General features: G+C 71.8%; 30 protein-coding genes. 15 read left to right on the top strand and 15 right to left on the bottom strand.

Annotation, left to right across the window (positions count from 1 at the left end):
* Positions 1-34: 34 nt before the first annotated feature.
* Together ACIBCJ_RS18830 and ACIBCJ_RS18825 are read right to left on the bottom strand one after the other, a co-directional pair.
* Positions 35-292 (bottom strand): WhiB family transcriptional regulator, encoded by a 258-nt coding sequence (locus ACIBCJ_RS18830; protein ID WP_003973730.1) that lies wholly within the window; start codon positions 290-292, stop codon positions 35-37.
* Positions 293-612: 320 nt separating this feature from the next.
* Positions 613-1,581, bottom strand: a complete 969-nt coding sequence (locus ACIBCJ_RS18825; protein WP_133887295.1) for a diacylglycerol kinase family protein — start codon at positions 1,579-1,581, stop codon at positions 613-615.
* Between the two features lie 133 nt (positions 1,582-1,714).
* Here ACIBCJ_RS18825 and ACIBCJ_RS18820 point away from each other — a divergent pair, with 133 nt between their 5' ends.
* Positions 1,715-2,173, top strand: coding sequence for a hypothetical protein (locus ACIBCJ_RS18820; RefSeq protein ID WP_365979986.1), 459 nt, complete (start codon positions 1,715-1,717; stop codon positions 2,171-2,173).
* 149 nt (positions 2,174-2,322) lie between these two features.
* On the opposite strand, the gene ACIBCJ_RS18815 is transcribed toward ACIBCJ_RS18820, so the two are convergent.
* The 3 genes from ACIBCJ_RS18815 to ACIBCJ_RS18805 all read right to left on the bottom strand — a co-directional run bounded on the left by ACIBCJ_RS18815 (position 2,323) and on the right by ACIBCJ_RS18805 (position 4,329).
* A complete protein-coding gene (locus ACIBCJ_RS18815) occupies positions 2,323-3,387 on the bottom strand; it encodes an RNA polymerase sigma factor SigF (protein ID WP_362105512.1) in 1,065 nt (354 codons plus the stop codon).
* A gap of 17 nt (positions 3,388-3,404) precedes the next feature.
* A complete protein-coding gene (locus ACIBCJ_RS18810) occupies positions 3,405-3,818 on the bottom strand; it encodes an anti-sigma regulatory factor (protein ID WP_351995178.1) in 414 nt (137 codons plus the stop codon).
* Positions 3,819-4,068: 250 nt separating this feature from the next.
* The gene (locus ACIBCJ_RS18805; protein ID WP_104633712.1) at positions 4,069-4,329 is read right to left on the bottom strand and encodes a UBP-type zinc finger domain-containing protein; all 261 of its coding nucleotides are present in this window, start codon (positions 4,327-4,329) and stop codon (positions 4,069-4,071) included.
* 61 nt (positions 4,330-4,390) lie between these two features.
* Here ACIBCJ_RS18805 and ACIBCJ_RS18800 point away from each other — a divergent pair, with 61 nt between their 5' ends.
* Complete coding sequence (locus ACIBCJ_RS18800) at positions 4,391-5,983, top strand: Na+/H+ antiporter (protein ID WP_362105507.1); 1,593 nt, start codon at positions 4,391-4,393, stop codon at positions 5,981-5,983.
* Between the two features lie 19 nt (positions 5,984-6,002).
* Here the strand turns inward: ACIBCJ_RS18800 and ACIBCJ_RS18795 are convergent, their stop codons facing one another.
* Positions 6,003-6,911: a pyridoxal-phosphate dependent enzyme gene (locus ACIBCJ_RS18795; RefSeq protein ID WP_365979985.1), complete on the bottom strand. Its 909-nt coding sequence runs from the start codon at positions 6,909-6,911 to the stop codon at positions 6,003-6,005.
* A 107-nt stretch (positions 6,912-7,018) separates the two neighbouring features.
* Positions 7,019-7,597 (bottom strand): N-acetylmuramoyl-L-alanine amidase, encoded by a 579-nt coding sequence (locus ACIBCJ_RS18790; RefSeq protein ID WP_365980093.1) that lies wholly within the window; start codon positions 7,595-7,597, stop codon positions 7,019-7,021.
* A 339-nt stretch (positions 7,598-7,936) separates the two neighbouring features.
* Here ACIBCJ_RS18790 and ACIBCJ_RS18785 point away from each other — a divergent pair, with 339 nt between their 5' ends.
* The 5 genes from ACIBCJ_RS18785 to ACIBCJ_RS18765 all read left to right on the top strand — a co-directional run bounded on the left by ACIBCJ_RS18785 (position 7,937) and on the right by ACIBCJ_RS18765 (position 12,392).
* On the top strand, positions 7,937-9,343 hold the full coding sequence (locus ACIBCJ_RS18785; RefSeq protein ID WP_362105501.1) for a family 2B encapsulin nanocompartment shell protein: 1,407 nt from the start codon (positions 7,937-7,939) through the stop codon (positions 9,341-9,343).
* Between the two features lie 85 nt (positions 9,344-9,428).
* On the top strand, positions 9,429-10,586 hold the full coding sequence (locus tag ACIBCJ_RS18780) for a family 2 encapsulin nanocompartment cargo protein polyprenyl transferase (RefSeq protein WP_365979984.1): 1,158 nt from the start codon (positions 9,429-9,431) through the stop codon (positions 10,584-10,586).
* A 255-nt stretch (positions 10,587-10,841) separates the two neighbouring features.
* A complete protein-coding gene (locus ACIBCJ_RS18775) occupies positions 10,842-11,468 on the top strand; it encodes a GNAT family N-acetyltransferase (protein ID WP_365979983.1) in 627 nt (208 codons plus the stop codon).
* 97 nt (positions 11,469-11,565) lie between these two features.
* Entirely contained in the window at positions 11,566-12,150 is a 585-nt protein-coding gene (locus tag ACIBCJ_RS18770) for a dihydrofolate reductase family protein (RefSeq protein WP_365979982.1), read from the top strand.
* A 26-nt stretch (positions 12,151-12,176) separates the two neighbouring features.
* Positions 12,177-12,392 (top strand): hypothetical protein, encoded by a 216-nt coding sequence (locus ACIBCJ_RS18765; protein WP_362105488.1) that lies wholly within the window; start codon positions 12,177-12,179, stop codon positions 12,390-12,392.
* Positions 12,393-12,504: 112 nt separating this feature from the next.
* Here ACIBCJ_RS18765 and sodN read toward each other — a convergent pair whose 3' ends face one another.
* The gene (gene sodN, locus ACIBCJ_RS18760; RefSeq protein WP_019326937.1) at positions 12,505-12,900 is read right to left on the bottom strand and encodes a superoxide dismutase, Ni; all 396 of its coding nucleotides are present in this window, start codon (positions 12,898-12,900) and stop codon (positions 12,505-12,507) included.
* A 145-nt stretch (positions 12,901-13,045) separates the two neighbouring features.
* On the opposite strand from sodN, the gene sodX reads away from it, so the two are divergent.
* The gene (gene sodX / locus ACIBCJ_RS18755; RefSeq protein ID WP_362105484.1) at positions 13,046-13,480 is read left to right on the top strand and encodes a nickel-type superoxide dismutase maturation protease; all 435 of its coding nucleotides are present in this window, start codon (positions 13,046-13,048) and stop codon (positions 13,478-13,480) included.
* On the opposite strand, the gene ACIBCJ_RS18750 is transcribed toward sodX, so the two are convergent.
* Positions 13,384-14,013 carry a CGNR zinc finger domain-containing protein gene (locus tag ACIBCJ_RS18750; RefSeq protein ID WP_362105481.1) on the bottom strand — a complete coding sequence of 210 codons (630 nt, stop codon included), beginning with the start codon at positions 14,011-14,013 and terminating at the stop codon, positions 13,384-13,386. The two genes, sodX and ACIBCJ_RS18750, sit on opposite strands and share 97 nt — an antisense overlap.
* A 99-nt stretch (positions 14,014-14,112) precedes the next feature.
* Here ACIBCJ_RS18750 and ACIBCJ_RS18745 point away from each other — a divergent pair, with 99 nt between their 5' ends.
* Positions 14,113-14,919 carry a class I SAM-dependent methyltransferase gene (locus ACIBCJ_RS18745; protein WP_365979981.1) on the top strand — a complete coding sequence of 269 codons (807 nt, stop codon included), beginning with the start codon at positions 14,113-14,115 and terminating at the stop codon, positions 14,917-14,919.
* A gap of 227 nt (positions 14,920-15,146) precedes the next feature.
* On the opposite strand, the gene ACIBCJ_RS18740 is transcribed toward ACIBCJ_RS18745, so the two are convergent.
* Genes ACIBCJ_RS18740 through ACIBCJ_RS18730 form a run of 3 tightly spaced genes read right to left on the bottom strand, consistent with a single transcriptional unit; the run spans position 15,147 to position 17,887 of the window.
* Positions 15,147-15,956, bottom strand: a complete 810-nt coding sequence (locus ACIBCJ_RS18740; RefSeq protein ID WP_362105475.1) for an amino acid ABC transporter ATP-binding protein — start codon at positions 15,954-15,956, stop codon at positions 15,147-15,149.
* Complete coding sequence (locus tag ACIBCJ_RS18735) at positions 15,953-16,894, bottom strand: amino acid ABC transporter permease (RefSeq protein WP_362105472.1); 942 nt, start codon at positions 16,892-16,894, stop codon at positions 15,953-15,955. Before ACIBCJ_RS18735 ends, ACIBCJ_RS18740 begins: the two co-directional genes overlap by 4 nt.
* Positions 16,895-16,924: 30 nt before the next feature.
* Entirely contained in the window at positions 16,925-17,887 is a 963-nt protein-coding gene (locus ACIBCJ_RS18730; protein WP_362105469.1) for an ABC transporter substrate-binding protein, read from the bottom strand.
* Positions 17,888-18,526: 639 nt separating this feature from the next.
* On the opposite strand from ACIBCJ_RS18730, the gene ACIBCJ_RS18725 reads away from it, so the two are divergent.
* The 4 genes from ACIBCJ_RS18725 to ACIBCJ_RS18710 all read left to right on the top strand — a co-directional run bounded on the left by ACIBCJ_RS18725 (position 18,527) and on the right by ACIBCJ_RS18710 (position 22,038).
* Positions 18,527-19,756, top strand: coding sequence for an NADP-dependent malic enzyme (locus ACIBCJ_RS18725; RefSeq protein ID WP_362105466.1), 1,230 nt, complete (start codon positions 18,527-18,529; stop codon positions 19,754-19,756).
* Between the two features lie 385 nt (positions 19,757-20,141).
* On the top strand, positions 20,142-21,110 hold the full coding sequence (locus ACIBCJ_RS18720; RefSeq protein WP_362505185.1) for a zinc-binding dehydrogenase: 969 nt from the start codon (positions 20,142-20,144) through the stop codon (positions 21,108-21,110).
* Between the two features lie 149 nt (positions 21,111-21,259).
* Positions 21,260-21,469 (top strand): helix-turn-helix domain-containing protein, encoded by a 210-nt coding sequence (locus tag ACIBCJ_RS18715; protein ID WP_042825163.1) that lies wholly within the window; start codon positions 21,260-21,262, stop codon positions 21,467-21,469.
* Positions 21,469-22,038, top strand: coding sequence for a Clp protease N-terminal domain-containing protein (locus tag ACIBCJ_RS18710; protein ID WP_365979980.1), 570 nt, complete (start codon positions 21,469-21,471; stop codon positions 22,036-22,038). The genes ACIBCJ_RS18715 and ACIBCJ_RS18710 overlap by 1 nt, the downstream gene beginning before the upstream one ends.
* An 85-nt stretch (positions 22,039-22,123) precedes the next feature.
* Here the strand turns inward: ACIBCJ_RS18710 and ACIBCJ_RS18705 are convergent, their stop codons facing one another.
* Positions 22,124-23,209, bottom strand: a complete 1,086-nt coding sequence (locus ACIBCJ_RS18705) for a helix-turn-helix transcriptional regulator (RefSeq protein WP_362105454.1) — start codon at positions 23,207-23,209, stop codon at positions 22,124-22,126.
* A 1-nt stretch (position 23,210) separates the two neighbouring features.
* A complete protein-coding gene (locus tag ACIBCJ_RS18700) occupies positions 23,211-24,161 on the bottom strand; it encodes a DUF4097 family beta strand repeat-containing protein (RefSeq protein ID WP_362505191.1) in 951 nt (316 codons plus the stop codon).
* Between the two features lie 198 nt (positions 24,162-24,359).
* Between ACIBCJ_RS18700 and ACIBCJ_RS18695 the strand changes: the two genes are divergently transcribed.
* Positions 24,360-24,599, top strand: a complete 240-nt coding sequence (locus ACIBCJ_RS18695; RefSeq protein ID WP_365979979.1) for a hypothetical protein — start codon at positions 24,360-24,362, stop codon at positions 24,597-24,599.
* 578 nt (positions 24,600-25,177) lie between these two features.
* On the opposite strand, the gene ACIBCJ_RS18690 is transcribed toward ACIBCJ_RS18695, so the two are convergent.
* Positions 25,178-25,360, bottom strand: coding sequence for a DUF6104 family protein (locus tag ACIBCJ_RS18690; protein ID WP_362105449.1), 183 nt, complete (start codon positions 25,358-25,360; stop codon positions 25,178-25,180).
* Positions 25,361-25,549: 189 nt separating this feature from the next.
* On the opposite strand from ACIBCJ_RS18690, the gene ACIBCJ_RS18685 reads away from it, so the two are divergent.
* Positions 25,550-25,909: a CU044_2847 family protein gene (locus ACIBCJ_RS18685; RefSeq protein WP_362105446.1), complete on the top strand. Its 360-nt coding sequence runs from the start codon at positions 25,550-25,552 to the stop codon at positions 25,907-25,909.

Genomic DNA, 25,909 nt, shown 5'->3' with positions numbered 1-25,909 from the left:
CCGCCAAGCTGAGGCTGTCAGTAGGGGTGGGTTGTCAGGCGGAGGCCTGACGAGCCCGGTTGCGGGCGGCACGGCGCTTCATCGCGCGGCGCTCGTCCTCGCTGAGACCACCCCAGACGCCGGAGTCCTGGCCGGACTCGAGCGCCCACTGCAGGCACTGCTCCATGACGGGGCAGCGACGGCAGACGGCCTTGGCTTCCTCGATCTGCAGCAGCGCAGGACCGGTGTTGCCGATGGGGAAGAAGAGCTCGGGGTCTTCCTCGCGGCAAACGGCGCGGTGACGCCAGTCCATGGCTGCTACCTCTCCTTGGTATTACATGCTGGGATGCTTGTGAATGTGAACGCTTTCACGAATCCCTCAACAAGGGAAGGGCCTACAGCCAGGTTCCCTGGCGTGGTCCTGTGGTTTGAAGAGGGGTTCCGGTGATCTGTGGATGCCGGTCCTGCGGGCTGTCCCGATCGCCAAGAAGAGACTCGCAAACCTCGGCGGCGGATACAACCCCTTCCGGAAAGTTTTTTTTGATTCTTCGGTGTCGACTAGGTCACAGCCGTACTTCCATGGGGTGGACCCTGGTCTAAACGTTCGAGTGAAAGGACTTTCGCCCCTTCTGCTCACACAATCACACGCAGTGCACGGCGTACGCCTGTGAACGTCACGCTGGTGCGCAACCCCAGGTGGTCACCGTCCATCTGGAGGGGCAGCGGCACCTTCGAATGCAAGGTGAACTCGGTCTGGTCGTGCAGCGAGACCGCGTGCCGGCCCCGGGGTCCGCGCTCCGGGGACGAAGTGAGCAACTGGGTGCCATACCGGGCAACCGCGGCCGTGGACAGTCTGCTCAGTCCGAAGACGTCGAGCCCGGTGTCGAACGACGCCTCCGGGGAGGCGTAGATCGGCCGGTTGCCGAGGAACGTCCAGGGGCAGGTGTTCGAGACTATGGACAGCACCAGATCGGTGACCGGGTCCTCGCCCGCCCGCTCCAGGGTGATCGTTCCGCTGCGCCGGTGCGGCTCGCCGATGAGCTGGCGCACCACCTGCCGGACGTACAGGGCGTGTGTCGACTTCCTGCCGCGCTCCCGGTGCTGCTCCACGCGGCCGACCACCCCGGCGTCGAACCCCAGTCCCGCGTTGAAGGTGAACCAGCGGGCCGGGACCGACTCGTCCTCCGAGCCCGGCGTACCCGACGCCAGACCCAGGCCGACGGTCCGCTCACGGCCCTCGCGCAGGGCGTCCAGCAGCGCTCCGGTGGCCTCCACCGCGTGGTTGGGCAGGCCGAGGGCGCGGGCGAAGACGTTGGTGGAACCACCGGGGACCACCGCGAGACCGGGCAGGCTCTCCGGCATCGGACCCGCGTGCAGGAGACCGTTGACGACCTCGTTCACCGTGCCGTCGCCGCCGAGGGCGACCACCAGGTCGATGTCGTCGCTCTGTGCCGCCTGCCGGCCGAGGTCGCGCGCGTGGCCGCGGTACTCGGTGGTGACCGCCTCCAGCTTCATCTCGCTCGCGAGGGCGTGGATCAGCACGTCGCGCGTACGCGCACTCGTGGTGGTTGCCGCCGGGTTGACCACGAGAAGTGCACGCATGCTGTGCAGGGTACCTACTGGGTGGTACTCGGCCCAGACCGATGTGAAGATCCCCACCGGGCCCCGTGCCGCGTGATACGCCCGACACCCGGGCGGCCGGGGGTGCGGGTGCGCCGAGGGCTACCCTGCAGGGGTGAGCAGCGAGCAGACCCCCGACCCCACCCTCTCGGCCGCCGAAGAGGCGGAGCCCCGCCCCGCCCGAGTGACGGCCGCGGCCGCGATCGCGGCGGTGGAGGGACTGGCGCTCTTCGTCGGCGGCGCCTGGATGCTCGTGGGGGGCCTCACCGGGCATCCCGCCGACCGGACCGCCGCGGTCACCGGCGGCGTCACCCTGCTCGTCCTCGCCCTGCTGCCGCTGCTCGCCGCCCGCGGACTGATCCGCTTGCGGGGATGGAGCCGCGGACCCGCCGTGATCACGCAGGTCATGGCGCTGCCCGTCGCCTACAACATGGTGGGGGCGGACGGTGTGGCCGTCCCCGCGGGCATCGTGCTCGGTGTCGTGGCCTTCGCCGCGCTGTACATGCTCATCAATCCCGAGACCACCCTGGCTCTCGGCATCAGGGGCCCGGGCAACGCCGGCAAGCGTTCGTAAACCGCCCGCCGCCGGACCGGCGGCCCACGGCCCGCCCCGTTCCGTGCCGTGTCCGGGCCGCAGTCGGCCGTCCCGTGTCCGGGCCGCAGTCGGTCCCGCGACCGCGACCGGCCGCCATCGGTTCCGGCCGGCCCGCGCCCTGACCGGCGCTACTCCTCCACCAGCAGCTTCTCCCGCAGCTGCGCCAGCGTGCGGGCCAGCAGCCGCGACACGTGCATCTGCGAGATCCCGACCTCCTGCGCGATCTGGGACTGCGTCATGTTGCCGAAGAAGCGCAGCAGCAGGATGCGCTTCTCCCGTGGCGGCAGGTCCTCGAGGAGCGGCTTGAGCGACTCCCGGTACTCGACCCCCTCAAGGGCCTCGTCCTCGGCGCCGAGGGTGTCGGCGACCGCCGGGGACTCGTCGTCGGTGTCCGGGACGTCCAGGGACAGCGTGGAGTACGCGTTGGCCGACTCCAGGCCCTCCAGGACCTCCTCCTCCGAGATCGCCAGCTTCTCGGCGAGCTCGTGGACCGTGGGGGAGCGGCCGTGCAGCTGGGACAGCTCCGCCGTGGCCGTCGTCAGGGCCAGCCGCAGCTCCTGGAGCCGGCGCGGGACGCGCACCGCCCAGCCCTTGTCCCGGAAGTGCCGCTTGATCTCACCGACGACCGTGGGGGTCGCGTACGTGGAGAACTCCACTCCGCGGTCCGGGTCGAAGCGGTCGACCGACTTGATCAGGCCGATGGTGGCGACCTGGGTCAGGTCGTCCAGCGGCTCGCCGCGGTTGCGGAAGCGGCGCGCGAGGTGCTCGACGAGCGGCAGGTGCATGCGGACCAGCCGGTTGCGCAGCTCCGCGTACTCCGGGCTGTCCTTCGTCAGGGTGCGCAGCTCGGCGAAGAGGAGGCGCGCACCACTGCGGTCCTGCGGATCGTGCCGTGTGCCCTGCGTGCCCCGGGCGCCCGCCGCGTGGCCGTCGGAGTGTCGCTCGTGCTCGCTCATCGTCCCGCCCGTTGCCCTTTCCCGAGCTCTCGCCTCCGCTCGGACGGGCCGGACGGGGGTGTCCCCGGTCCGCTGCCCGTCGCCCGGAACGACGGCCTCGGGCGAGGTCTCGTCCTCCGGATGCGGCCGGGCCTGCTCGGGGATGCCGTCGATGCCTTCCGCCGTGCGTCGTGCCTCGTCCGGAGAACGTGTGCCCTCGGCCGGCCGCTCCCGTGTACCGCGCTCTTCGTCCCGCACCGGCCCGTCCCCCTCCCTCACGTCGGCCCGGGTCCCGCGCCGCGCTGTTTGTAGAGGCTGATCGAAACGGTCCTGTCCTCGTCCACGGCGGAGGAGACCTTGCCCGCGAGGGCCGAGAGCACCGTCCAGGCGAAGGTGTCCCGCGAGGGGGCGTGGCCGTCCGTGGTCGGGGCCGAGACGGTGACCTCGAGCGAGTCGTCGACGAGGCGGAAGACGCAACTGAGCACCGAGCCGGGCACGGCCTGCTGCAGCAGGATCGCGCAGGCCTCGTCGACTGCGATGCGCAGGTCCTCGATCTCGTCGAGGGTGAAGTCCAAACGAGCTGCGAGGCCGGCCGTCGCCGTACGCAGCACCGACAGGTAGGCACCCGCGGCCGGCAGCCGGACTTCGACGAAGTCCTGGGTCGCGGGCTCGCCTGCGATCTGGGACACCCTCACCTCCAAGGTGGTACAAGCGTTACAGGGCCGAGGGACGCCCCCCGGGATAACGCGATACGTGGTTCAGCGGTGACGTTATCGCGCTCCGAAGTTTCCTGTCCCCGAGACCCCAACCCCGTGCTGTCACTCATAGTAAACACGCGAACACGCACAGTGGCTAGAGGGTGGGCGGCCTCAAATCGGAAGAGCGCGCGCCGGGTTGACGTACCCAGACGTCAGACGGTCGAACCGTCCCCGGCGGAGGTCACACCAGGACGTGATCGACGAAGCACCAGCGCCAGCTCTCGCCGGGCTCGAAGGTCCGCATCACCGGATGACCGGTCTCCTTGTAATGCGCCGTCGCGTGCTGCCTCGGCGAGGAGTCGCAGCAGCCGACATGGCCGCAGATGAGGCACAGCCTCAGCTGCACCGGGTCCGTGCCTTCGGCCAGGCACTCCGGACAGGTCTCGCCGCACGGCTCGGGTTCCGGGTGCGGCAGCGCGTCGGCGTGCGTGCACTGTTTCATGATTGCCAGGTTACGACGGGCGTGCGGATGACCGCGCGGAAAAAGAGGGCGGGCGAGGACGATGGACGTGATGCCGCTGCTGTTGCTGGTGGCGGGCAGTGCCGCGGTCGCCGCGGCGGGACGGCGGGTGCCGGTACCGGTGCCGCTGCTGCTGGTCGCGGCGGGCCTGGCGGTGAGCTACGTGCCCGGCGTGCCGGACTACACCCTCGACCCGCACGTCGTCCTGCCGCTGCTGCTGCCCCCGCTGCTCTACACGGCGGCCACCGACAGCTCCTACCTGGACCTGCGGGCGCAGGCCCGGCCCGTGGCGCTGCTGTCGGTGGGCTACGTCCTGTTCGCCACCTTCGTGGTCGGCTGTGCGGCGTACCTGATCGTGCCCGGGCTGCCGCTCACCGCGGCCCTGGTGCTCGGCGCGGTGGTGGCACCCCCGGACGCCGTGGCGGCGACGGCGGTCGCCCGCCGCGTGGGCCTCCCCTCCCGGATCACCACGATCCTGCAGGGCGAGTCCCTGGTGAACGACGCCACCGCCATCACCGCCTTCAAGGTGGCCCTCGCCGCGGCCGTCGGCGAGGGCGCCACCTGGGCCGGCGGGATCGGCGAGTTCCTGATCGCGGCGGTGGGCGGCGTCGGCGTCGGACTGGTCCTGATGGTGCCGCTGCACTGGCTGCGCACCCACCTGAGGGAGGCGCTGCTGCAGAACACGCTCTCGCTGCTCATCCCGTTCGTCGCCTACGCGGTCGCCGAGCAGGTGCACGCCTCGGGGGTGCTCGCGGTGGTCGTCGTCGCCCTCTACCTCGGCCACCGCGCGTGGGAGGTCGACTTCGCCACCCGGCTGCAGGAGGAGGCGGTGTGGAAGATGGTCGCGTTCGTCCTGGAGTCGGCGGTGTTCGCCCTCATCGGTCTCCAGCTGCCCGTCGTCCTCAAGGGCCTGGGGGAGTACGAGGGTGCCGAAGCCGCCTGGTACGCCCTCGCCGTCTTCCTGGTGGTCGCCGTCGCCAGGTTCGTGTGGGTGTACCCGGCGACCTTCCTGCCCCGGCTGTCGGCACGCGTACGCGCGCGTGAGGAGGACCTCTCCTGGAAGGGGCCGTTCGTGATCGGCTGGGCCGGGATGCGCGGCGTGGTCAGTCTGGCCATCGCATTCTCCATCCCGCTCACCGTGCACGGCGGCGAGCCCTTTCCCGAGCGCAACCTGATCCTGTTCCTCACCTTCACCACGGTCATCGGCACGCTGGTCGTGCAGGGCGTCAGCCTGCCGCCGCTGATCCGGCTGCTGAAGTTCCCCGCGCACGACGTGCAGGCCGAGACGCTGGCGGAGGCCAACGCCCAGGCCCAGGCCTCGCGGGTCGCGGAGCAGCGCCTGGACGACCTGCTCGCCGACGAGCGCAACGCACTGCCGGCCCCGCTCGCCGACCGTCTCCGCACGGTTCTGGAGCGTCGCCGCAACGCCGTCTGGGAACGGCTCGGCCAGGTCAACTCCGTCACCGGTGAGACCGTCGACGACACCTACCGGCGGCTGTCCCGGGCGATGATCAGCGCCGAGCGCGAGGTCTTCGTCCGGTTGCGGGACGGCCGCTACATCGACGACGAGATGCTGCGGACGCTGCTGCGCCGACTGGACCTGGAGGAGGCGGCGGCCTACCGCGAGACCACGTAGCACGCCCGGGCGCGCCCGCTCAGGGGAAGGGCCGTCCGGTGACCACCGCCGCCAGCGCCGTCCCGCGCGGGAAGGCGCCCTCCCGGGCGAGCGCGAGCAGGGCGTACAGCATCTTGGCCACGTAGACGCGCTCCACGGGCAGGCCGTGGCGGTGCTCGAAGTCCTCGGCGAAGGCGTCCAGCGCGGGCGTGGTACGGGCGTAGCCGCCGTGGTGGAAACGGTCGTCGAGGCTCCAGGAGCCGCGCGGCCCACCGAACGCGCGCTCCTGGAGCCCCCGTACGTCGCCCTCCAGGAAGCCGCCCTTGAGCACGGGTATGCCGAGGGCCCGCCGCCCCCGGGGGAGCCCCGCGGCCAACCCGGCGAGCGTGCCGCCGGTGCCGCAGGCGACGGCGGCCACGTCGGCGTGTTCGCCCAGTTCCGCACCCAGGGCGAGGCAGCCGCGGACGGCCTCCGCGTTGCTGCCGCCCTCGGGAACGACGACGGCGTCCGCCACGTCCACCGCGCGCAGCAGGGCCGCCAAAGTCTCAGGGTCCGCCTTGCGGCGGTAGGTCGAGCGGTCGACGAAGTGCAGCCGCATCCCGTCGGCGGCGCACCGGGCCAGCGACGGGTTGAGGGGCAGGTCCGCCAGTTCCTGACCGCGCACCACGCCCACCGTGGGCAGTCCGAGCAGCCGGCCGGCGGCGGCCGCGGCCCGCAGGTGGTTGGAGTAGGCGCCGCCGAACGTGACGACCGGGCGGCCGCCCGCGGTGGCGAGGTTGGGCGCCAGTTTGCGCCACTTGTTGCCGACCAGTTCGGGGTGGATCAGGTCGTCCCGCTTGAGCAGCAACCGGACGCCGTGCCGCTCGAACCGCCCGTCGGACACCTCCTGCAGCGGGGAGGGCAGACGGGGCCCCAGGGCGATGAGGTCTCGGGTGTCGGTGCCGGTCACCCCGTCATTGTCGCGCCACCCTGCGCGGGGGACACCTCGCTCCTGCCGGTGCCGGTGCCGGTGCCGGTGCCGGTGTCGGTGCCGCACCGTGCGGGGCGGTGGGTGGGTCACTTGAGCCGGTCGCGGATCCGCTCGCGCATCGAGGTCATCGTGAAGCCGCGCGGATCCACCTTTCCCGGCTGCCACTCCAGATGGCCGATGACGGACCGCTCGCTCCAGCCGTGGTGGCGGCACACGGCCGCCGCCGCGCGCTCGACGGCGTCCAGTTGTGCGGCCGGCCACGGGTCCTCGCCGTCACCGAGGTTCTCGCACTCGAAGCCGTAGAAGTGCCGGTTGCCGTCGGCGCCGGCCTCGTTGTCCGGGGGCGGCGCCTTCTCCGCGATCACCGCGCGCAGGACGTCGTCGTCGCCGGGCCCGGCGTGGTTGGCCCGGCCGTAGCCGACCAGGTGCACCCGGCCGTCCTTGGTGATGACCCCGTGGCACAGCGGGCCGGGCAGGTCCTCGTGGCCCTTGCGGCAGATCTCCACGGTGGCGGCGCTGCCCCGGGTGACGGTGTGGTGGATCATCACTCCGTGCACCGGGCCCCAGGGGCCCTTGTGGTTGCGGTTGTGCTCCCGCCAGTCGCCGGTCTCCACGACGGTGAGGCCCTCCGCCCTCAGCGCCTCCAGGAAACTGCTGGCGGACATGGGTGCGGCCACGGCCGGCTCCTTCACGCTGGGTGACGACCGCCCGACGCGGCCGCCTCGTACGGAGCTTGTACCGAAGCGGAGCACCCCCTACTACTTGTTCGTCCCGTGTGCGAACCGTTTCGGCCAATCCCACCCGGGCCGCCGGAGCCGAGCCGGGGGGCGGACCCGCCGGACAGGTCACCGTGGCGCCGGACAAGCCCTCATATCTGCCCCGGCCGCGCGTGATCCATTCCCGCTCTTTCGTGTAATAGCACCGGCACGCTCCGTGAGGAAGGCTGGTGCCCGCACATCGATGCCGGGCGCAGCCGTCCGGCACGACCGGGAGGGCAATTCCTTATGTCGGTAGGCGAAGAGGTCCGCACCGAGCAGACCAGGCCGCAGCAGAGCCTCGGCACGGCGGCCGCGCGGAACCTGGCCACCACGACCAAGTCCGTTCCTCAGATGCAGGAGATCAGCTCGCGCTGGCTGCTGCGCTCGCTCCCCTGGGTGGACATCCAGGGCGGCACGTACCGGGTGAACCGGCGTCTGACCTTCGCCGTCGGCGACGGCCGCGTGACCTTCGTGAAGACAGGCGACCGCGTCGAGGTCGTCCCCGCCGAGCTGGGCGAGCTGCCGGCCCTGCGCTCGTACGAGGACGACGAGGTCCTGTCGGAGCTCGCGCAGCGCTGTGAGCAGCGGGAGTTCGGGCCCGGTGAGGTGATCGCCTCGTTCGGCGGCCGGGCCGACGAGGTCTACCTGCTGGCCCACGGCAAGGTCGAGAAGATCGGCACCGGCCCGTACGGCGACGACGCGGTGCTCGGCGTCCTCGCCGACGGGGCCTACTTCGGCGACCAGGCGCTCCTCGACGGCGACGCCATCTGGGAGTACACCGCCCGCACGGTGACTGCCTGCACGGTGCTGGTGCTGCCCCGCCAGGAGGTGGAACAGATCGCGGAGCGGGCCGACTCCCTGCGCGAGCACCTGGAGCACCGGCGCTCCCTCCCGGAGCAGCGCACCAACAAGCACGGTGAGAAGGCGATCGACCTCGCGGCCGGTCACAGCGGCGAACCGGACATCCCGCACACCTTCGTCGACTACGAGGCCCGGCCCCGCGAGTACGAACTGAGCGTCGCCCAGACGGTGCTGCGCATCCACTCGCGCGTGGCCGACCTGTACAACCAGCCGATGAACCAGACCGAGCAGCAGATCCGGCTGACGGTCGAGGCGCTGAAGGAGCGCCAGGAGCACGAGCTCATCAACAACCGCGAGTTCGGCCTGCTGCACAACTGCGAGTACGACCAGCGCATCCAGCCGCACGACGGCGTCCCCAGCCCGGACGACCTCGACGAACTGCTGAGCCGCCGGCGCGGCACCAAGCTGCTCCTCGCCCACCCGCGGGCCATCGCCGCGATCGGCCGCGAGCTCAACAAGCGCGGCCTCGTCCCCGAGACCATCGACGTCGCCGGGAACCGCATTCCGACCTGGCGCGGTGTGCCGATCTACCCGTGCAACAAGATCCCGGTCACCGAGGCCCGCACGTCGTCGATCATCGCGATGCGTACCGGCGAGCAGGACCAGGGCGTCATCGGTCTGCGGGCCACCGGTATCCCCGACGAGATCGAGCCGAGTCTGTCGGTGCGCTTCATGGGCATCAACGAACAGGCCGTCATCAAGTACCTGGTCACGGCCTACTACTCGGCCGCGGTCCTCGTGCCGGACGCGCTGGGCGTCCTGGAGAACGTCGAGATCGGCCGCTGGCGGTGACGTCACCGTCCCGGACGCCGTGTTCCCGCCCTCCCGGGCGGGTACACCCCCGGGGGTACGGACGGGCCGGGGGGAAGGTGAGTCCATGACGGAGATCCGGCGCGGTGCCGCCGTGACGCGCCGCCCCACCGGGACGCCCGAAAGGCGCGGGCTCGTCGGCACCCCACGGGAGGAGCGTCCGGGGGACTCGTCGGGGGGACGCGGGCCGATGGCCGAAGGGCACGAGTCGGCCGCGCTGCTGAGGGAGTCGAGGGAGTCGGTCGACCCCGAACTGCGCTCCGCCATCGCGACGTTGCCCGACTCGATACGCCGGGTCGCCCTCTACCACTTCGGTTGGCAGCAGGCGGACGGCACCCCGGCGGCGGACAACGCGGGCAAGGCGATCCGCCCCGCCCTGGTCCTCACCGCGGCGGCCGCGCTCGGCGGGCCGGCGGCCCGTGCGGCGGCCGGACGGGCCGCGGCGGCGGTGGAGCTGGTCCACAACTTCACCCTGCTGCACGACGACGTGATGGACCGGGACGTCACCCGCAGGCACCGCCCGACCGTGTGGACGGTGTTCGGTGAGGCCGACGCGATCCTCGCCGGAGACGCCCTGCAGGCGCTCGCCCTGCGGCTGCTCGCCGCCGATCCGCACCCGGCGTCCGCGGCGGCGGCCGTCCGGCTCGCCGACTGCGTCATGGAGTTGTGCGAGGGCCAGCACGTGGACACGGCCATGGAACGGCGGTCGCCGGGGGAGGTCACCCTCGAAGAGACGCTCGCCATGGCCGAGGCCAAGACGGGCGCCCTGCTGGGCGGCGCCTGTGCCCTCGGCGCGCTGTACGCGGGTGCCGCCGTCGAGGACGTCGAGGCACTGGACGCCTTCGGTCGCGAGGCGGGGCTGGCCTTCCAGCTCATCGACGACGTCATCGGCATATGGGGCGACCCGGGTCACACCGGGAAGCCGGCCGGTGCGGATCTGGCCGCCCGCAAGAAGTCACTTCCGGTGGTCGCGGCCCTCACCTCGGGCACCCCGGCCGCCGCCGAACTCGCCGAGCTGTACGCGGCACCGTACGACGAGAGCAAGGAGGACCTGGAGCGCACCGCCCTCGTCGTGGAGCGGGCCGGCGGCCGGGACTGGGCGCAGGCCCAAGCGGCCGACCGGATGGCGAGAGCCATGCAGGAGCTGGCCCGAGCCGTGCCGGATCCGGAGGCGGCGGGCGGCCTGCTCGCGCTGGCCGAGTTCGTGACCCGGCGCAGCATCTGACGGCCGCGCCTGGCCGCGCAAGACCCCGGAGCCCGTGCAGGGCCGTACGGCACCTGACCGACGTACGGCCGCACCGCCGACGGCTCCGGACCGGCGGGTCCCGCACTTCCCCACGGTGTGCGGGGCCCGCCACCCTGCTCTTGGGCGCCCGGCCGCGGAGAGCGCCCCGACCCCTGCTGCCGCTCACCGACTAGGCTCAACGGCCGTACCGAAGGCCGGTGTTGATCCGGTGAAGTCGAGCCGAAGGGGCGAGGCATGGGTGTGGTGATCCGGGCGGCGGGGGCGGGCGACCGGGAGTCGGTCGTCCGGCTGCTGGACAAGGCCTTCCAGGACGATCCGGTGAGCGGCTGGGTCTTTCCCGGGGAGGAGTACCGCCGTCGGACGCACCACCGGCTCATGGCCGCGTTCACCGACGCCGTCTTCGCCGACGGCCGTATCGACGTCACCGAGGACGGTGCCGCCTGTGCCCTGTGGCTGCCCGTCCCCGCCGGCGAGCCCGTCGGCACCGAGCCGGACGACGGGGCCGAGGCAAGCGCCGAGGACGTCCCGGCCCGGGTCCGCGAGGCCGTCGACCCGGGGAACGAGCGCGTGGAACTGATAGCCCGCCTCACGGACGGCATCCACCCCACCGGCCGGGCCCACACATACCTGTGGATGATCGGCGTGACCCCCGGACGCCAGGGCGAGGGGCTGGGCACCGCGCTGATCGAGAGCGAGCTGGACCGGTGCGACCGCGAGGGACTGCCCGCCTATCTGGAGGCGAGCAGCGCCCGCGGCAAGGCGCTGTACGAACGCCTCGGCTTCGAGTTCACCGGCCGGGCCCTGGATCTGCCCGGCGGCCCCCGTATGTGGCCGATGTGGCGCGAGCCGCGCCTCCTGTGACCGCGCGGACCGCCGCGCGAACCCACTCCCCAAACAACTACACATGGAGTACTGTGCTCGTAGTGGTCAACGCGGCCGACGCGAAGGGGAGACCGGTTTGCGCAAGCTCACGTACTTCATCGCCTGTTCGATCGACGGCTTCATCGGCGGTCCGGACGGCGACGCGACGTTCATGTATCCGTTCGTCGACGAGGAGTTCCTCGAGTTCCTGAAGGCGGAGTACCCGGAGACGATATTCAGCGGGGCCCGCACGGCGCTCGGCATCGACGACCTGCCCAACCAGCGGTTCGACACGGTCGTCCAGGGGAGGGCCAGCTACGACCTGGCCCTCAAGGAGGGCGTCACCAGGCCGTACGCACACCTGCGCGAGTACGTCGCCTCGCGCACGCTCACCGAGTCGCCCGACCCCGCGGTCGAGATCGTCTCGACCGACCTGGTCGGCAGGGTCCGGCAGCTGAAGGCCGAGGACAGCGCCCTCGACATCTACCTGTGCGGCGGCTCGGCCGTCGCCGGGGAACTGGTCGACGAGATCGACGAACTGGTCATCAAGACCTACCCGGTGATCCTCGGCACCGGCATGCCGATGTTCGCCTCCGGGTTCGAGCTGACCGAGTTCGTGACGGACTCGGTGCGGACCTTCGGCAACGGTGCCGTGGTGCGCACGTACCACCGCAAGCGCTAGGCCGCCGTCCGCCCTAACCTGGAGGCATGGACAGCGACACCTACGCCTGTCCCGTCTGCGGACAGCCAGTCGAAGCAGTCGTCCGGCGGCACAAGACGCTGGGCGCGTGGGTCCCGGTCCGGACCCCCGGCCCGTGCCGCAACCCGAAGTGCGCGGCGGACTCCGGGGCGGACACCCGGGCCGCCGGGGCGCGGCCCGGGACGGCGCGCCACTCCCGAGGGGCGACCAGGGAGGACCCCTGACCACGGCGACGCCGAAGGGGCCCGGCCGGGAAACGTCCCGGCCGGGCCCCTTCGGGTTCTCCTGCGGCCTGCGATGGTGCACCGATCGCGGGCCCCGGGAGGCCGACGTGCGTCAGGCCTTCTTGGTCTCCCAGAAGATCTTGTCGATCTGGGCGATGTAGTCCAGCGCCTTCTGGCCGGTCGCCGGGTCCTTCGAGGCCTTGGCGGCCGACAGGGCCTTCAGGGTGTCGTTGACCAGCTGGTGCAGCTCCGGGTACTTCTCGAAGTGCGGGGGCTTGAAGTAGTCGCTCCACAGCACGGAGACGTGGTGCTTCGCCAGCTCGGCGCGCTGCTCCTTGATGACCGTGGCACGCGTCTGGAAGTGCGGGTCGTCGTTGCCGGCCATCTTTTCCTGGACGGCCTTCACCGACTCCGCCTCGATGCGGGCCTGGGCCGGGTCGTACACGCCGCAGGGCAGGTCGCAGTGGGCGCTGACCGTGACCTTGGGGGCAAACAGGCGGGAAAGCATGAAGCGTTCCTTCCTCGTGATCGTCTTCTCAGGGGGGACATTACTCCCTGGGAGGCGCGATTTCGCGGGTGCCCCCTTGGGCTTAGGACAAAAGTCCGGGGTGAGACTGAGACTGGTGGAGGAAAGACCGGGGAGGTGCCGGGTGATGCCGGAGCGACTGTCGCAGGACACCGAGCGCGCGAGAGGCGCGCTGCCCTTCGGGCCGGCCGAGGTGACCGGACCGTCGATGGTGCCCACGCTGCACCACGGTGACGTGCTGCTCGTGCACTGGGGAGCGCGGATCCGGCCGGGGGACGTGGTCGTGCTGCGGCATCCCTTCCAGCAGGACCTGCTCGTGGTCAAGCGGGCGGCCGAACGGCGCGGGGCCGGCTGGTGGGTGCTCGGGGACAACGCGTTCGCGGGCGGGGACAGCACCGACTACGGGGTGGTCCCGCGGGAACTGGTCCTCGGCAGGGTCCGCTTCCGGTACCGGCCGAGGACGGGTCAGCGCTCCCCGTTCGCCGTGGCCCGCTGGGCGCTGTCGGCGGTCAGGCCCGTGCCGGCCGAGCGGTCCGCCTCCAGGCGCTTGCGGGCACGGTAGGCCGCCACGTTGGCGCGGGTGGCGCAGCGGTCGGAGCAGTAGCGCCGGGAGCGGTTGGTGGAGGTGTCCAGGTAGGCGTTGCGGCAGGGGGGCGCCTCGCACAGGCCCAGCCGGTCCACGCCGTACTCGGTGAGGTGGAAGGCCAGGCCCATAGACGCGATGGCGGCGAAGCCGGCGGTCGCGTTGGAGGGATGGTCCGCCAGGTGCATGTGCCACAGCGGGCTGCCGTCCTCCGCCCGGTGGTCGTGGCCGGAGATCTGCGGGCTCACCGGGAACTCCAGGAGCAGTGAGTTCAGCAGGTCCACGGCGAGGGTCGCGTCGCCGCCGTCGGCCGCCTCGAAGACCGCGCGCAGCCGGGCCCGGACCGAACGGAACCGTGTCACGTCGGCCTCGGACGCGCGCCGGGCCGCCGACCGGTTGGCGCCGAACAGCTCCCGGACGGCCTCCACCGAGGTCAGGGAGTCCTGCCCCCGCGACGGTTCCTCGGTGTTGACGAGACGTACGGCGTAATCCGAGTAATAGGCCAGTTCCACTTGTAGTCCTTACGAAGGGGCTCTATGGTCGTGCCTGCGGTCAGGTAACAGCTGATCGTGCTTCCAGGGTATTACGCGATGCAGGCATGGAGGGGCTCGATGACCCACGTGGACGCCACCAGGACCACCACGACCGCCACGACCACGACGACCGCCGGGGCGGGGCCCGACTGGCAGGCCTGGCAGCGGAGCTGGGACCGGCAGCAGGAGTGGTACATGCCGGACCGCGAGGAACGGTTCCGGATCATGCTCGACATGGTCGAGGCGCTCGTCGGTCCGGCCCCGCGCGTGCTCGACCTGGCCTGCGGCACCGGCACCATCACGGCCCGGCTGCTCGCCCGGTTCCCGGAGGCCACGAGCACCGGCGTGGACCTGGACCCCGCGCTCCTCGCCATCGCCGAGGGCACCTTCGCGGGCGACGACCGGGTCTCCTTCGTCACCGCCGACCTCAAGGACCCCGGCTGGCCGTCGAAGCTGCCGTACGACACGTACGACGCCGTGCTGACCGCGACGGCCCTGCACTGGTTCCACGCCGAGCCCCTCGCGGATCTCTACGGCCGGGTCGCGGGCCTGGTCCGCGACGGTGGTGTCTTCATGAACGCGGACCACATGATCGACGACACGACGCCCAGGATCAACGCGGCCGAGCGTGTACAGCGGCACGCGCGGATGGACGCGGCCAAGGCCGAGGGCGCGCTGGACTGGTCCGAGTGGTGGCAGCTCGCCGCCCGGGACCCGCTGCTCGCCGGGCCCACCGCCCGCCGCTTCGAGATCTACGGCGAGCACGCCGACGGCGAGATGCCCTCGGCGGCGTGGCACGCGCGTGTCCTGCGCGAGAAGGGCTTCGGCGAGGCGCGTCCGGTGTGGTGCTCGCCGTCGGACACGCTGCTGCTTGCCGTCAAGTGAGCCGGTGACAGGGGGGGGGGGGGGGGGGGGGGGGGGGGGGGGGGGGGGGGGCGGGCGGGGGGGGGGGGGGGGGGGGGGGGGGGGGGGGGGGGGGGGGGGGGGGGGGGCGGGGCGGCCGCCGCCGCCCCCCCCCCCGCGCCGCCCCGCCCCCCCCCCCCCCCCCCCCCCCCCCCCCCCCCCCCCCCCCCCCCCCCCCCCCCCCCTGTCCCGCGGGACCCGTGCCGGCCTCAGAGGACCTTGGACAGGAACGCCTTCGTCCGCTCGTGCTGCGGGTCGGTCAGGACGTCGCGCGGATTGCCCGACTCGACCACCACGCCGTCGTCCATGAAGACCAGGCTGTCGCCGACCTCGCGGGCGAAGCCCATCTCGTGGGTGACCACGACCATCGTCATGCCGGACTCGGCGAGGTCGCGCATGACGTCGAGGACGTCGCCGACCAGCTCGGGGTCGAGCGCCGAGGTGGGCTCGTCGAACAGCATGAGCTTCGGGTCCATCGCCAGCGCGCGGGCGATGGCCACGCGCTGCTGCTGGCCGCCGGAGAGCTGCGAGGGGTAGTTGCCGGCCTTGTCGCCCAGGCCCACGCGCTCCAGGAGCTCGCGCGCGCGGTCCCTGGCCTGGGCCCGGCTCACGCCCTTGACCTGGACCGGCGCCTCCATGACGTTCTCCAGAGCCGTCATGTGCGGGAACAGGTTGAAGCGCTGGAAGACCATGCCGATGTCCCGGCGCTTGAGGGCGACCTCGCTGTCCTTCAGCTCGTAGAGCTTGTCGCCCTTCTGGCGGTAGCCGACCAGTTCGCCGTCGACGTACAGGCGTCCCGCGTTGACCTTCTCCAGGTGGTTGATGCAGCGCAGGAACGTCGACTTGCCGGAGCCGGAGGGGCCGATGAGGCAGAACACCTCACCCTGCTTCACCTCCAGGTCGATGCCCTTGAGGACCTCGACCGCGCCGAAGGACTTGTGGACGCCCTCCGCCTTGACCATGGGGACCGCGGGGCCCGCCGTGCGGGCGCCGTCCGTCTTGTCGATCTTCTCGGTCATGCCATGCCTCCCTTCGGGCGGCCCAGGGAGAACATGTTCGCCCTGACCTTCTGCCAGGGTGTCGGCGGCAGCTGACGGCTGGAACCGCGGGCGTAGTAACGCTCCAGGTAGTACTGGCCGACGCTGAACACCGAGGTCAGCAGCAAGTACCAGGCCGCCGCCAGGAACAGCATCTCGGCCGGGGCGCCGGAGGTCTGGCCGATGTCCTGGGCTGCCCGGAGCAGCTCGGGATACTGCACCACCGAGACCAGCGAGGTGGTCTTCAGCATGTTGATGACCTCGTTGCCCGTAGGCGGCACGATCACGCGCATGGCCTGCGGGATGACGATCCGGCGCAGCGTCTTGGCGTGGCTCATGCCGAGCGCGTGCGACGCCTCGGTCTGGCCCTCGTCCACCGCCAGCAGACCGGCGCGGCAGATCTCGGCCATGTACGCGGCCTCGTTGAGACCCAGACCGAGCAGCGCCGTCAGGAACGGGGTCATGAAGTCCGACCACTCGTCCCGGTAGAGCGGGCCGAGGTTGATGTACTCGAAGACCAGGCCCAGGTTGAACCAGACGATCAGCTGCACCAGGACGGGTGTGCCGCGGAAGAACCAGATGTAGAACCACGCGATGGACGAGGTCACCGGGTTCTTCGACAGGCGCATCACGGCGAGCAGGATGCCGCCGACGATGCCGATCAGCATGGCCAGGAGCGTCAGCAGCAGCGTCTTGCCCATGCCGGACAGGATGCGGTCGTCGAAGAAGTAGTCCGGGATCGCGTCCCAGTTGATCTTGCCCTGGGAGAACGCGTACACGACCGCGGCCAGCAGCGCGATCGCGACGACCGCGGAGACGTACCGCCCGTAGTGCCGGACCGGGATGGCCTTGATGGCCTCCGGACGGATCGGCGGGGTGCCGCCGGGGCCGCCCGCCGTCTTGTCGATGTCAACAGTCACGGATGTTGCCTTTCGGTGCCCGCCGCGCGGTCACTTGCCGCCGTTGACCGTGGCCTGGGTGACGGCGCCTTCGGCCACGCCCCACTTGTCCATGATCTTCTTGTATTCGCCGTTCGCGATGACCGCGTCGAGCGCCGCCTTCAGGGCGTCACGCAGCTGCGTGTTGTCCTTGGCGACCGCGATGCCGTACGGGGCGGCCTCGACCTGCTCGCCGACCATCTCGAAGTCCTTGCCGCCGCCGGAGGTCTTCACCGCGTACGCGGCGACCGGGAAGTCGGAGGAGCCGGCGTCGGCGCCGCCCGCGCGCAGGCGCGTCTGGGCCTGCTGGTCGTTGTCGAAGGCCTCCTTCGAGATCTTCTTGCCGGCCGGGCACTTCTCGTTCTCGGCCTTGATGAGGTCCTCGGAGACCGTGCCGCGCTGCACCACGAGCTTCTTGCCGCACAGGTCGGCCCAGGTCTTGATGCCCTGGTCGTCGCCCTTCTTGGTGTAGATCGAGACACCGGCGGTGAAGTAGTCGACGAAGTCGACGCCCTGGCCGACCTTCTTGCCGGTGTCGGAGTCGATGCCCTCCTGGCGGTCCTTGGTGTCCGTCATCGCCGACATGGCGATGTCGTACCGCTTGGAGCGCAGACCGGTGATCAGGGTGTCGAAGGTGCCGTTCTCGAACTCGAACTTCACGCCGAGCTGCTTGCCCAGGGCGTCCGCGAGGTCGGGGTCGATACCGACCACCTTGCCGGAGTCGTCCTTGAACTCGACCGGCGCGTAGGCGATGTCGGAGCCGACCTTGACGACGCCCTTGTCGCGGATCGACTGCGGGAGCCTGTCGGCCAGCGGAGCGCCGCTCGAGGACTGGTTGTCGCTGCTGCCGGAGTCGCTGCTCTCGGTCTGGTCGCCGCATCCGGTGAGCAGCAGAGCGCCTGCGACCGCGATCGCACCGACCGCTGCTAGCCGGGAGTGCGCGGCGGTCGTACGACGGGTGGAGCGTGCGGTCATGGTGGTTCCTCCGGCGGATGTGGGAGTAGCCGATGGGGACGGTGGAGTTCCGGTGGGACGGGACACCGACCGTGGACCGGCCGGCGCGGTGGGTCGACGAGAGCACACACCTTCGAGTGCCGCGACCTCGTGTGATTACGGCATCTTGCCATTCGGACTCGGCCATTCAGGGGGGCCGTCATGTCAAAATCGGATAACGGGTCACCCCCCGAACCGCACCAGGTCGGTACATCACGACCGAACCTTTGCGGGAATCTGCCCTTCCGGCCGGAAGATCTGCGGAATTTCTCGTTATCCGGCCATGGATCGCGGGTGAGCGGGGCCGCCGAGGGCTGCGTTTTCAGGTCTGTCAAGGGGTGCCGCGAGGTTGTCCGGAACCGCGGCTATGAGCCATGTCACCGACATGCGGCGTTCGGGGTCCGGCATGTGAGCTTGCGCTTATCGGACTCGTCGCGGGGGCCGTCCGTCGGGTAAGAAGGTTCTTTACACCCCTCATCAGGGGCTCAGGGCGCGTGTGCGGCGCGCCCGTCGCGCAGGGGCCTCGTGGCCCAGACAGCCATCTCCCTGTGCGGTGCCCGCCCATTCCTCACCAGGAGTGGACAAACCCTCAATCCATGAACTCTTAAGGGGTAAGACAAAGTGGCAGCGGAGATCGTCAATCCTCGCAGCGACAGTGACGCGGGTGCGGAGCAGGGGGCGGGCGCCGAGCCGCTCGACTCCTTCGACCCCGCGTTCGCACTGCACCGCGGCGGCAAGATGGCTGTGCAGGCCACCGTGCCGATCCGTGACAAGGACGACCTGTCCCTGGCGTACACGCCCGGCGTCGCGAAAGTGTGCAGCGCGATCGCCGAGCAGCCGGACCTCGTCCACGACTACACCTGGAAGTCGTCGGTCGTCGCGGTCGTGACGGACGGTACGGCGGTTCTGGGACTCGGGGACATCGGCCCCGAGGCCTCTCTTCCGGTGATGGAAGGGAAGGCGATCCTTTTCAAGCAGTTCGGCGGTGTGGACGCGGTTCCGATCGCGCTGGACTGCACGGACGCCGACGAGATCGTCGAGACGGTGGTGCGCCTCGCGCCCTCGTTCGGCGGAGTCAACCTGGAGGACATCTCGGCGCCGCGGTGCTTCGAGATCGAGCGCAAGCTCCAGGAGCGCCTCGACATCCCGATCTTCCACGACGACCAGCACGGCACGGCGGTCGTGACGCTGGCGGCGCTGCGGAACGCGGCGCGGCTGAGCAAGCGGACGCTGGGTGAGCTGCGGGCGGTGATCTCGGGCGCGGGCGCGGCCGGCGTCGCCATCGCCAAGATGCTGGTGGAGGCCGGCATCGGGGACGTCGCGGTCGCCGACCGCAAGGGTGTCGTCTCGGCCGACCGGGACGACCTGACGCCGGTGAAGCAGGAGCTGGCCTCCTTCACCAACAAGGCCGGGCTGACCGGTTCGCTGGAGGAGGCCCTCGCGGGCGCCGACGTCTTCATCGGCGTCTCCGGCGGTACGGTGCCGGAGCCGGCGGTGGCCTCGATGGCCGAGGGCGCGTTCGTCTTCGCCATGGCCAACCCGAACCCCGAGGTGCACCCCGAGGTCGCGCACAAGTACGCGGCGGTCGTGGCGACGGGGCGGTCGGACTTCCCGAACCAGATCAACAACGTGCTGGCGTTCCCGGGCATCTTCGCGGGCGCGCTCCAGGTGCGGGCGTCGCGGATCACCGAGGGCATGAAGCTCGCGGCGGCGGAGGCGCTGGCCTCCGTCGTGGGCGACGACCTCGCGGCGGACTACGTCATCCCGTCCCCGTTCGACGAGCGCGTCGCGCCTGCCGTCACGGCGGCGGTGGCGGCGGCCGCTCGGGCGGAGGGGGTTGCGCGCCGGTGACGGTGTGAACCTCTGCGGTGTGGTGAGCGGTCTCGTCCCTGGTGGACGGGGCCGCTCGTCGTTTGGGTGCGGGTGCGGGTGCGGGTGCGGGTGCGGGTGCGGGTGCGGGTGTGGGTGCCGGTGTCTGTGGCGGTGTGGGGTGGCTGGGCGCGGGGTGGGTTTGCCGACCGGCGCGGGGCGCGGGCCGGGTGCCTCCGCCACTCTCGGCTTCGCCCGAGCGGGAGGTGCCCCCGCCGCCCACCCGTGCCGTCCTGGGGGTACCTTCCGGGCCGTTCAGGCGCGGGGGGAGGCACGACTGCCCGCAGTTGCGGGGCGGGCGCAAGAGGGGGTGTGTCACACGGTGCCGTGGTTCCGGTCGGGCGGTGGGGAACCTATCGTCAAGGTCATGTTCGCTGTCTACGCCGCCCGTATCGACCGTGACCAGCCACTGGCCGGCCTGGAGTCGGGAGAGCTTCCGGCTCCCGAGGTCCGGCCCGGATGGAGTGTCGTCGACGTCAGGGCCGCCTCCCTCAACCATCACGACCTGTGGTCCCTGCGCGGCGTCGGCCTCCCCGAGGAACGGCTGCCGATGATCCTCGGCTGCGACGCCGCCGGGGTCGACGCGGACGGCAACGAGGTCGTCCTGCACTCCGTGATCGGCCAGACCGGGCACGGGGTCGGTCCCGAGGAGCCCCGCTCCATCCTGACCGAGCGCTACCCGGGGACGTTCGCCGAGCAGGTCGCGGTGCCGACCTGGAACATCCTGCCCAAGCCCAAGGAGCTCTCCTTCGAGGAGGCCGCCTGTCTGCCGACCGCCTGGCTGACGGCGTACCGGATGCTGTTCACCAACGCCGGGGTCCGGCCCGGCGACTCGGTGCTGGTGCAGGGCGCCGGCGGCGGTGTCGCCACGGCCGCGATCGTGCTCGGCAAGGCGGCCGGGCTGCGGGTCTTCGCGACCAGCCGGGACGAGGCCAAGCGCAAGCGGGCCCTGGAGCTCGGCGCCGTGGAGGCCGTCGAGAGCGGGGCACGGCTGCCGCAGCGGGTCGACGCCGTCATCGAGACCGTGGGCGCCGCCACCTGGTCGCACTCCGTCAAGTCGCTGCGGCCCGGCGGCACGCTGGTCATCTCCGGCGCCACCAGCGGCGACCGGCCCTCGCACGCGGAGCTGACCCGCATCTTCTTCCTGGAGCTCAAGGTCGTCGGCTCCACCATGGGTTCCAAGGACGAGCTGGAGGATCTGCTGTCCTTCTGCGCCGCCACCGGTGTGCGTCCCGTGATCGACGAGGTGCTGCCGATGGACCGGGCCCGTGAGGGGTTCGAGCGGATGGCCTCCGGCGACCAGTTCGGCAAGATCGTGCTCAGCAACCACTCCTGACGTCCCGACTCCTCAGGCCTTTCCCGAAGCCCCGCGGCGGGTCCGGTTCCTCCGGGCCCGCCGTTCGCATGCGTGCGCCCGTGCCATGCCGCCACACCGTCATGTCAACTAGGGTTGACATGACGTGACTGTCAACCTAAATTGACAGCATGAGTGAAGCAACGGATCTCGCCACGCGTGCGGGTGACCGTGATCCCCGGATCGGCCTGCGGGCCGTCGCCGCTCTGCGAAAGCTGGTGGAGCAGTTGGAGGCCGTACAGGTGCGCAGCGCGCGTCAGCGGGGCTGGTCGTGGCAGGAGATCGCCACGGAACTCGGGGTCAGCAGGCAGGCCGTGCACAAGAAGTACGGGAGGCATTGATGTTCGAGCGATTCACGAAGGACGCCCGGGCGGTGGTGCGGGGGGCGGTCGGCCATGCCGAAGAGGCGGGCGCGGGCACCGTCGGTCCCGAGCACCTGCTGCTCGCCCTGCTGGACCGCGAAGGCAGCCGGGCGTCCTTCGCGCTGGCGGCCCTCGGTGCCGGCGAGCGGCGGGACGCCGTGCGGCAGGCGTTGGAGAGTGCTCGGCGGCGAGCGGGTCTGTCGCAGGCCGAGACCGAAGCCCTGGCCGGTCTGGGGGTCGACGTCTCCGAGATCGTCGCCCGGGTGGAGGAGGTCCACGGGGTGGGTGCCCTCTCCGCGGACGACCGGGAGGGCGACAGGCGACGGTGGACCGGGCACCGCGGCTTCAACCGGGGCGCCAAGGAGGTGCTGGAGAAGGCACTGCGGGTCGCCGTCGCCCGGCGCGACCGGCATATCGGGGACGAGCACCTCCTCCTTGCCCTGGTCCTTCGCCCCGGGGTGCCGGCGGAGGTCCTCGCCGACCACGGGGTGACCCACGAGTCGCTCACCAGGGTGCTGGGAGACGGGACCGGGGCGGCCTGCGCCTGACCGGAGGTCCGGTCCACGCGGGCGGCCGGCCCTCCACCCGTACGGCGCGGCGGCCCCGAGGTGGGCGTGCCGCGCCGTACCGGGCTCAGGCCTTCGGTGTCCGCAGGATCGCCCCGATGTGCACCGCGGCCTCCGCCAGCCGGCGGCGGGTGCCGCGCAGTTGGTCCTCCGTCACGCCGTGGTCCCGGGCGGCATCGCGGATGTCGTCCCGGAAACGGTCGAGCAGCCGGTCAAGGTCGCGGCCCGGATCACCGGTGGATTCGGCGGCGTCCTCGTGGGCCCAGCCCGGGGCGTACCCGGCGGGGAAGTCCTCGGGAGTGACCGAGTACTCGGGGCCGGGGGAGGCGTCGGTGCGCGGGGCCGCGCTCCCGGGGGCGGGGCGGCCGAAGCCCCAGTCCTTGCCGAACTCCTTCCCGAAGTCCTTTCCGAAGTCGCCGACCTCCTTGGCCAGCTCGCTCAGGCCCTCCCGCAGCCCCGTCGGCCAGTCGCCGCGCGAGAAGTGGGTCTGCACCTGCTCCTGTACACGCTGGGCGATCCGCTGGACCTCCTCCTGCGCCTGCGCCCGGGCCCGCTCCTGGGCCTCCTTGGCCTGGCGCCGGGCGCGCTGCGCCTCGTCACGGGCGCGGCGGCTCTCGTCCTTGGCGCGGCGCGCCTGCTCCTTCCACTCCTGCTTGACCCGCCGCATCTCCTCCTTGGCGGCCCGCCAGGCCTCCTTCTCGTCGGCGTCCCCGGTGCCGCCCGCGAAGCCGCCCCCCTCGTCCTGCGTCCCGGAGCCGGCGCCCCGGCGGGCCGCGGTGGCCGCCGCTCGCATCTCCCGCCGCAGATCACCGGCCGCGCCCCGCACGTCGGCCCGGATCTCGGCGGCCAGCTCGGCCACCGACTCCCGGATCTCCAGCTCCAGGTCGGCCAGCTCCCCGCTGCGGTCGGACAGCTCGGCGCGCCCGGCGTCCGTGATGGCGTACACCTTGCGGCCGCCCTCGGTGGTGTGGGTGACCAGGCCCTCCGCCTCCAGCTTCGCCAGGCGCGGGTAGACCGTGCCCGCGGACGGGGCGTAGAGGCCCTGGAAGCGCTCTTCGAGGAGCCGGATCACCTCGTAACCGTGGCGCGGGGCCTCGTCCAGGAGCTTGAGGAGGTAGAGGCGGAGGCGGCCGTGGGCGAAGACGGGGGGCATGTCAGAGCACCTTCTTGTCGGTCGTGCCGTCGGAAGGGGCGCCGGTGGCGTCCTGGTCCCGGACGGAAGCGGAATTGTCCCCCGAGTCGCTCTGTGCGTGCTCCGCCGGGCCGGGGTCTCCCGGCTCCCGCTCCCACGGTGTGTCCTGCGGCGCCGGGTGGCGGAGCAGGGCGATCGAGCCGGAGACCGTGGTGGCCTTCAGCCGGCCGTTGCCCGCGCCGAGCCGCCCGGTGATGCGCTTGGCGCCCCACTGACCGCCCACCCGGAGGTCCTCGAAGGCGCTGCTGACCGAGCCGCTGGCCGTGTTCGCCTCGACCTGGGCGTCGGCGGGCTGGGGCAGCCGAATGGCGATCTCGCCCGAGACGTTGGTCAGGCTGATGTCGGTGGGGCCGCCGGCCGGGTCCAGGTCGACGATCATCGACCCGCTCACCGACTCGGCCCGCACGGAGGAGCCCGCCTCCACCACCGTCAGGTCGCCGGAGACCGAGTTGAAGCGCAGGTCGCCGGTGAGGGCCTGCGCCTCCACGCTCCCCGAGACGGTGTCCGTGCGGACGGGCCCCGCGAGGCTCACCAGGGTGGTGTCCCCGGAGACGCCCCTGACCTCGGCGGGCCCGTCGAGGCCCGAGATCACGGCCGCGGCGCTGACCGCGCCCACCTCCACCCGGGTACCGGTCGGCACCGCGAGGGAGACCACCGCGCTGCGGCGCCAGCCCTTGCGGTCCAGCCACTTGAGGAAGCCCTTCCAGGGCAGGTCCTCGTAGGCGACGGTGAGCACGCCGTCCCGGTGGGTCACGACGAGAGGCGGGCCCTCGATCTCGGAGACCTCCAGGCGGGCGGAACCTTCGTCCGTGCCCACCACGTTCACCGTTCCACCGACGATGCGTACATGGAGCCGGCTCACGGACTCGTCGAAGGTGAGCTTCTTGGGCTCCGCGACGGACCACTCGGACATGGGGCAGACCTCCTCGACCGAACGCGCCATATCGCGTCCCTGCTCATTCACGATATATCGTGGTCGAGGAAAGTCAAGACGCCCGTTCTGGTGATCGATGGGCGGCCGGGCCGACCGGTCTGCCCTGACGTGCCGGACCGGCCCCGGGGAGGACGCCGGTCACCTCGGCCCGGCCGCGCGGGCGCTGCCCGGCGTGCGGTGGACCGAGGGGCCGGACGCCGCCCGACCGCCGACGAGAGCCGCCTCGCCGCCTGGATGCGCTGGGTGGACGCCCGGCCCCGGGGCCGTGCGTCGCCTCTGGCGCAGGCGGCAACGGCCGGCCTCGCGATCACCGTCTCGGGGCTGCGCCGGCACAGCGGCGGCTGGAGCACGGCGGGCGCCCTGCTGATCGCACACGGTGCGCTCGGGACGGCGTACGGCCTCTCGAAGCGCTCCTGACGGCGCCCGGACGCGGGTCCGGCACCGGCGGCCACGCGTACGCACGCATCCGCGTCAGTGCGCTCCGCACCCCGCACCCGCGCACCCTCGTCCGGGGGCGCGGGTCCCGCCCTCGGCGGTGAGCTGTCCGTCCGGTCGTGCTGCCCGCCCTGACGGCGAGCGGCCGTCCCGCTCGGTGTCCTGCGCGTACCGTCCGCTCGTGCTGCCGCCCCGTTCGGCGGCGCGTGCCGCCCCGTTCGGCGTCCTGCGCGTATCGCCCCGCCACGCTGCCCGGCCCCGGCGGCGAGCCGGCCGTCCCGGCCGTCCCCGCCCGTCCCCGGCGATGCGCTGCCCGGCGTCGGCGGTGTCCTGCGCGTATCGTCCGGCCGTCCTACCCGCACCAGGGACGCCGCTGCCAGTCCTGGGCGGCGCACCCCCGCGGCGTGTACCCGCGCCCTCCGCGGCGCACCCCCGCGGCGTGTACCCGCGTCCTTCGCGGCGCACCCCCGCATCGTCGACGGCCCATCCCCGCGTCGTCGGCGGCGCGTCACCCGTGTGAGCCGCGCTGCCGTCCCGGCCGGCGCGCCGGGCGGCCCGACCTACTCGTCCTCGTCCTCGTCGTCCAGCCGCGCCAGCCACGTCGCCAGGCGCTCCATCGGGACCTCGAAGTCAGGGTTCAGGTCGACGAAGGTCCGCAGCTGTTCGGCGAGCCACTCGAAGGTGACCTCCTCCTCGCCGCGCCGCTTCTCCAGTTCCTCGATGCCTCGGTCGGTGAAGTACAACTCATGCTCCTGATGCGGGTGGGACGGGCCCCACGGCGTACCCGTCCAGCGTAGTCCGTGCGCCCCGTCCGCTCCTCCCCGCTCACCGGTGGGGGTCGCGGCCCGCCGGGCTGGGTATTAGCCTCGTCTGGGTCAAGTGACCGGTGCTCGCGTCCGGTTGGGGCGGGGCGGGCTCGACGGGGGAGCGGAATGAGCCACATCCAGGACGTGCTGCTGCCGGACGGGACGGTGATCACCGCCCGGATCGGCGAGGCGGGCGGGTACGACGACCAGGAGGACGTCGGTTTCACCGAGGCGGCCGTCGCCAAGATCGAGCGGCTCCAGGAGCTGATCACCGGGGTCGGATCCTCCGTGCTGAGCGCGGCCCGCGCGGCCGGGCCCAGCGAGGCCGCCATCACCTTCGGTGTGGAGCTGACCGCCAAGGAGGGACTGGCCGTGGCGGTGCTCGCCCGGGGCGAGACCAAGGCGTCGCTCCAGGTGACGCTCACCTGGCGGTTCGACCGGCCCGACGGGCAGGCGGGCGCGCCGGTGCCGGCCACGCACGAGTGA

It is taken from the genome of Streptomyces sp. NPDC051136 (genome assembly GCF_044455745.1).
Taxonomy (GTDB): domain Bacteria; phylum Actinomycetota; class Actinomycetes; order Streptomycetales; family Streptomycetaceae; genus Streptomyces.
The sequence above is the reverse complement of the archived record's forward strand: the minus strand, read 5'-3'. Positions and strand labels throughout refer to the sequence as shown.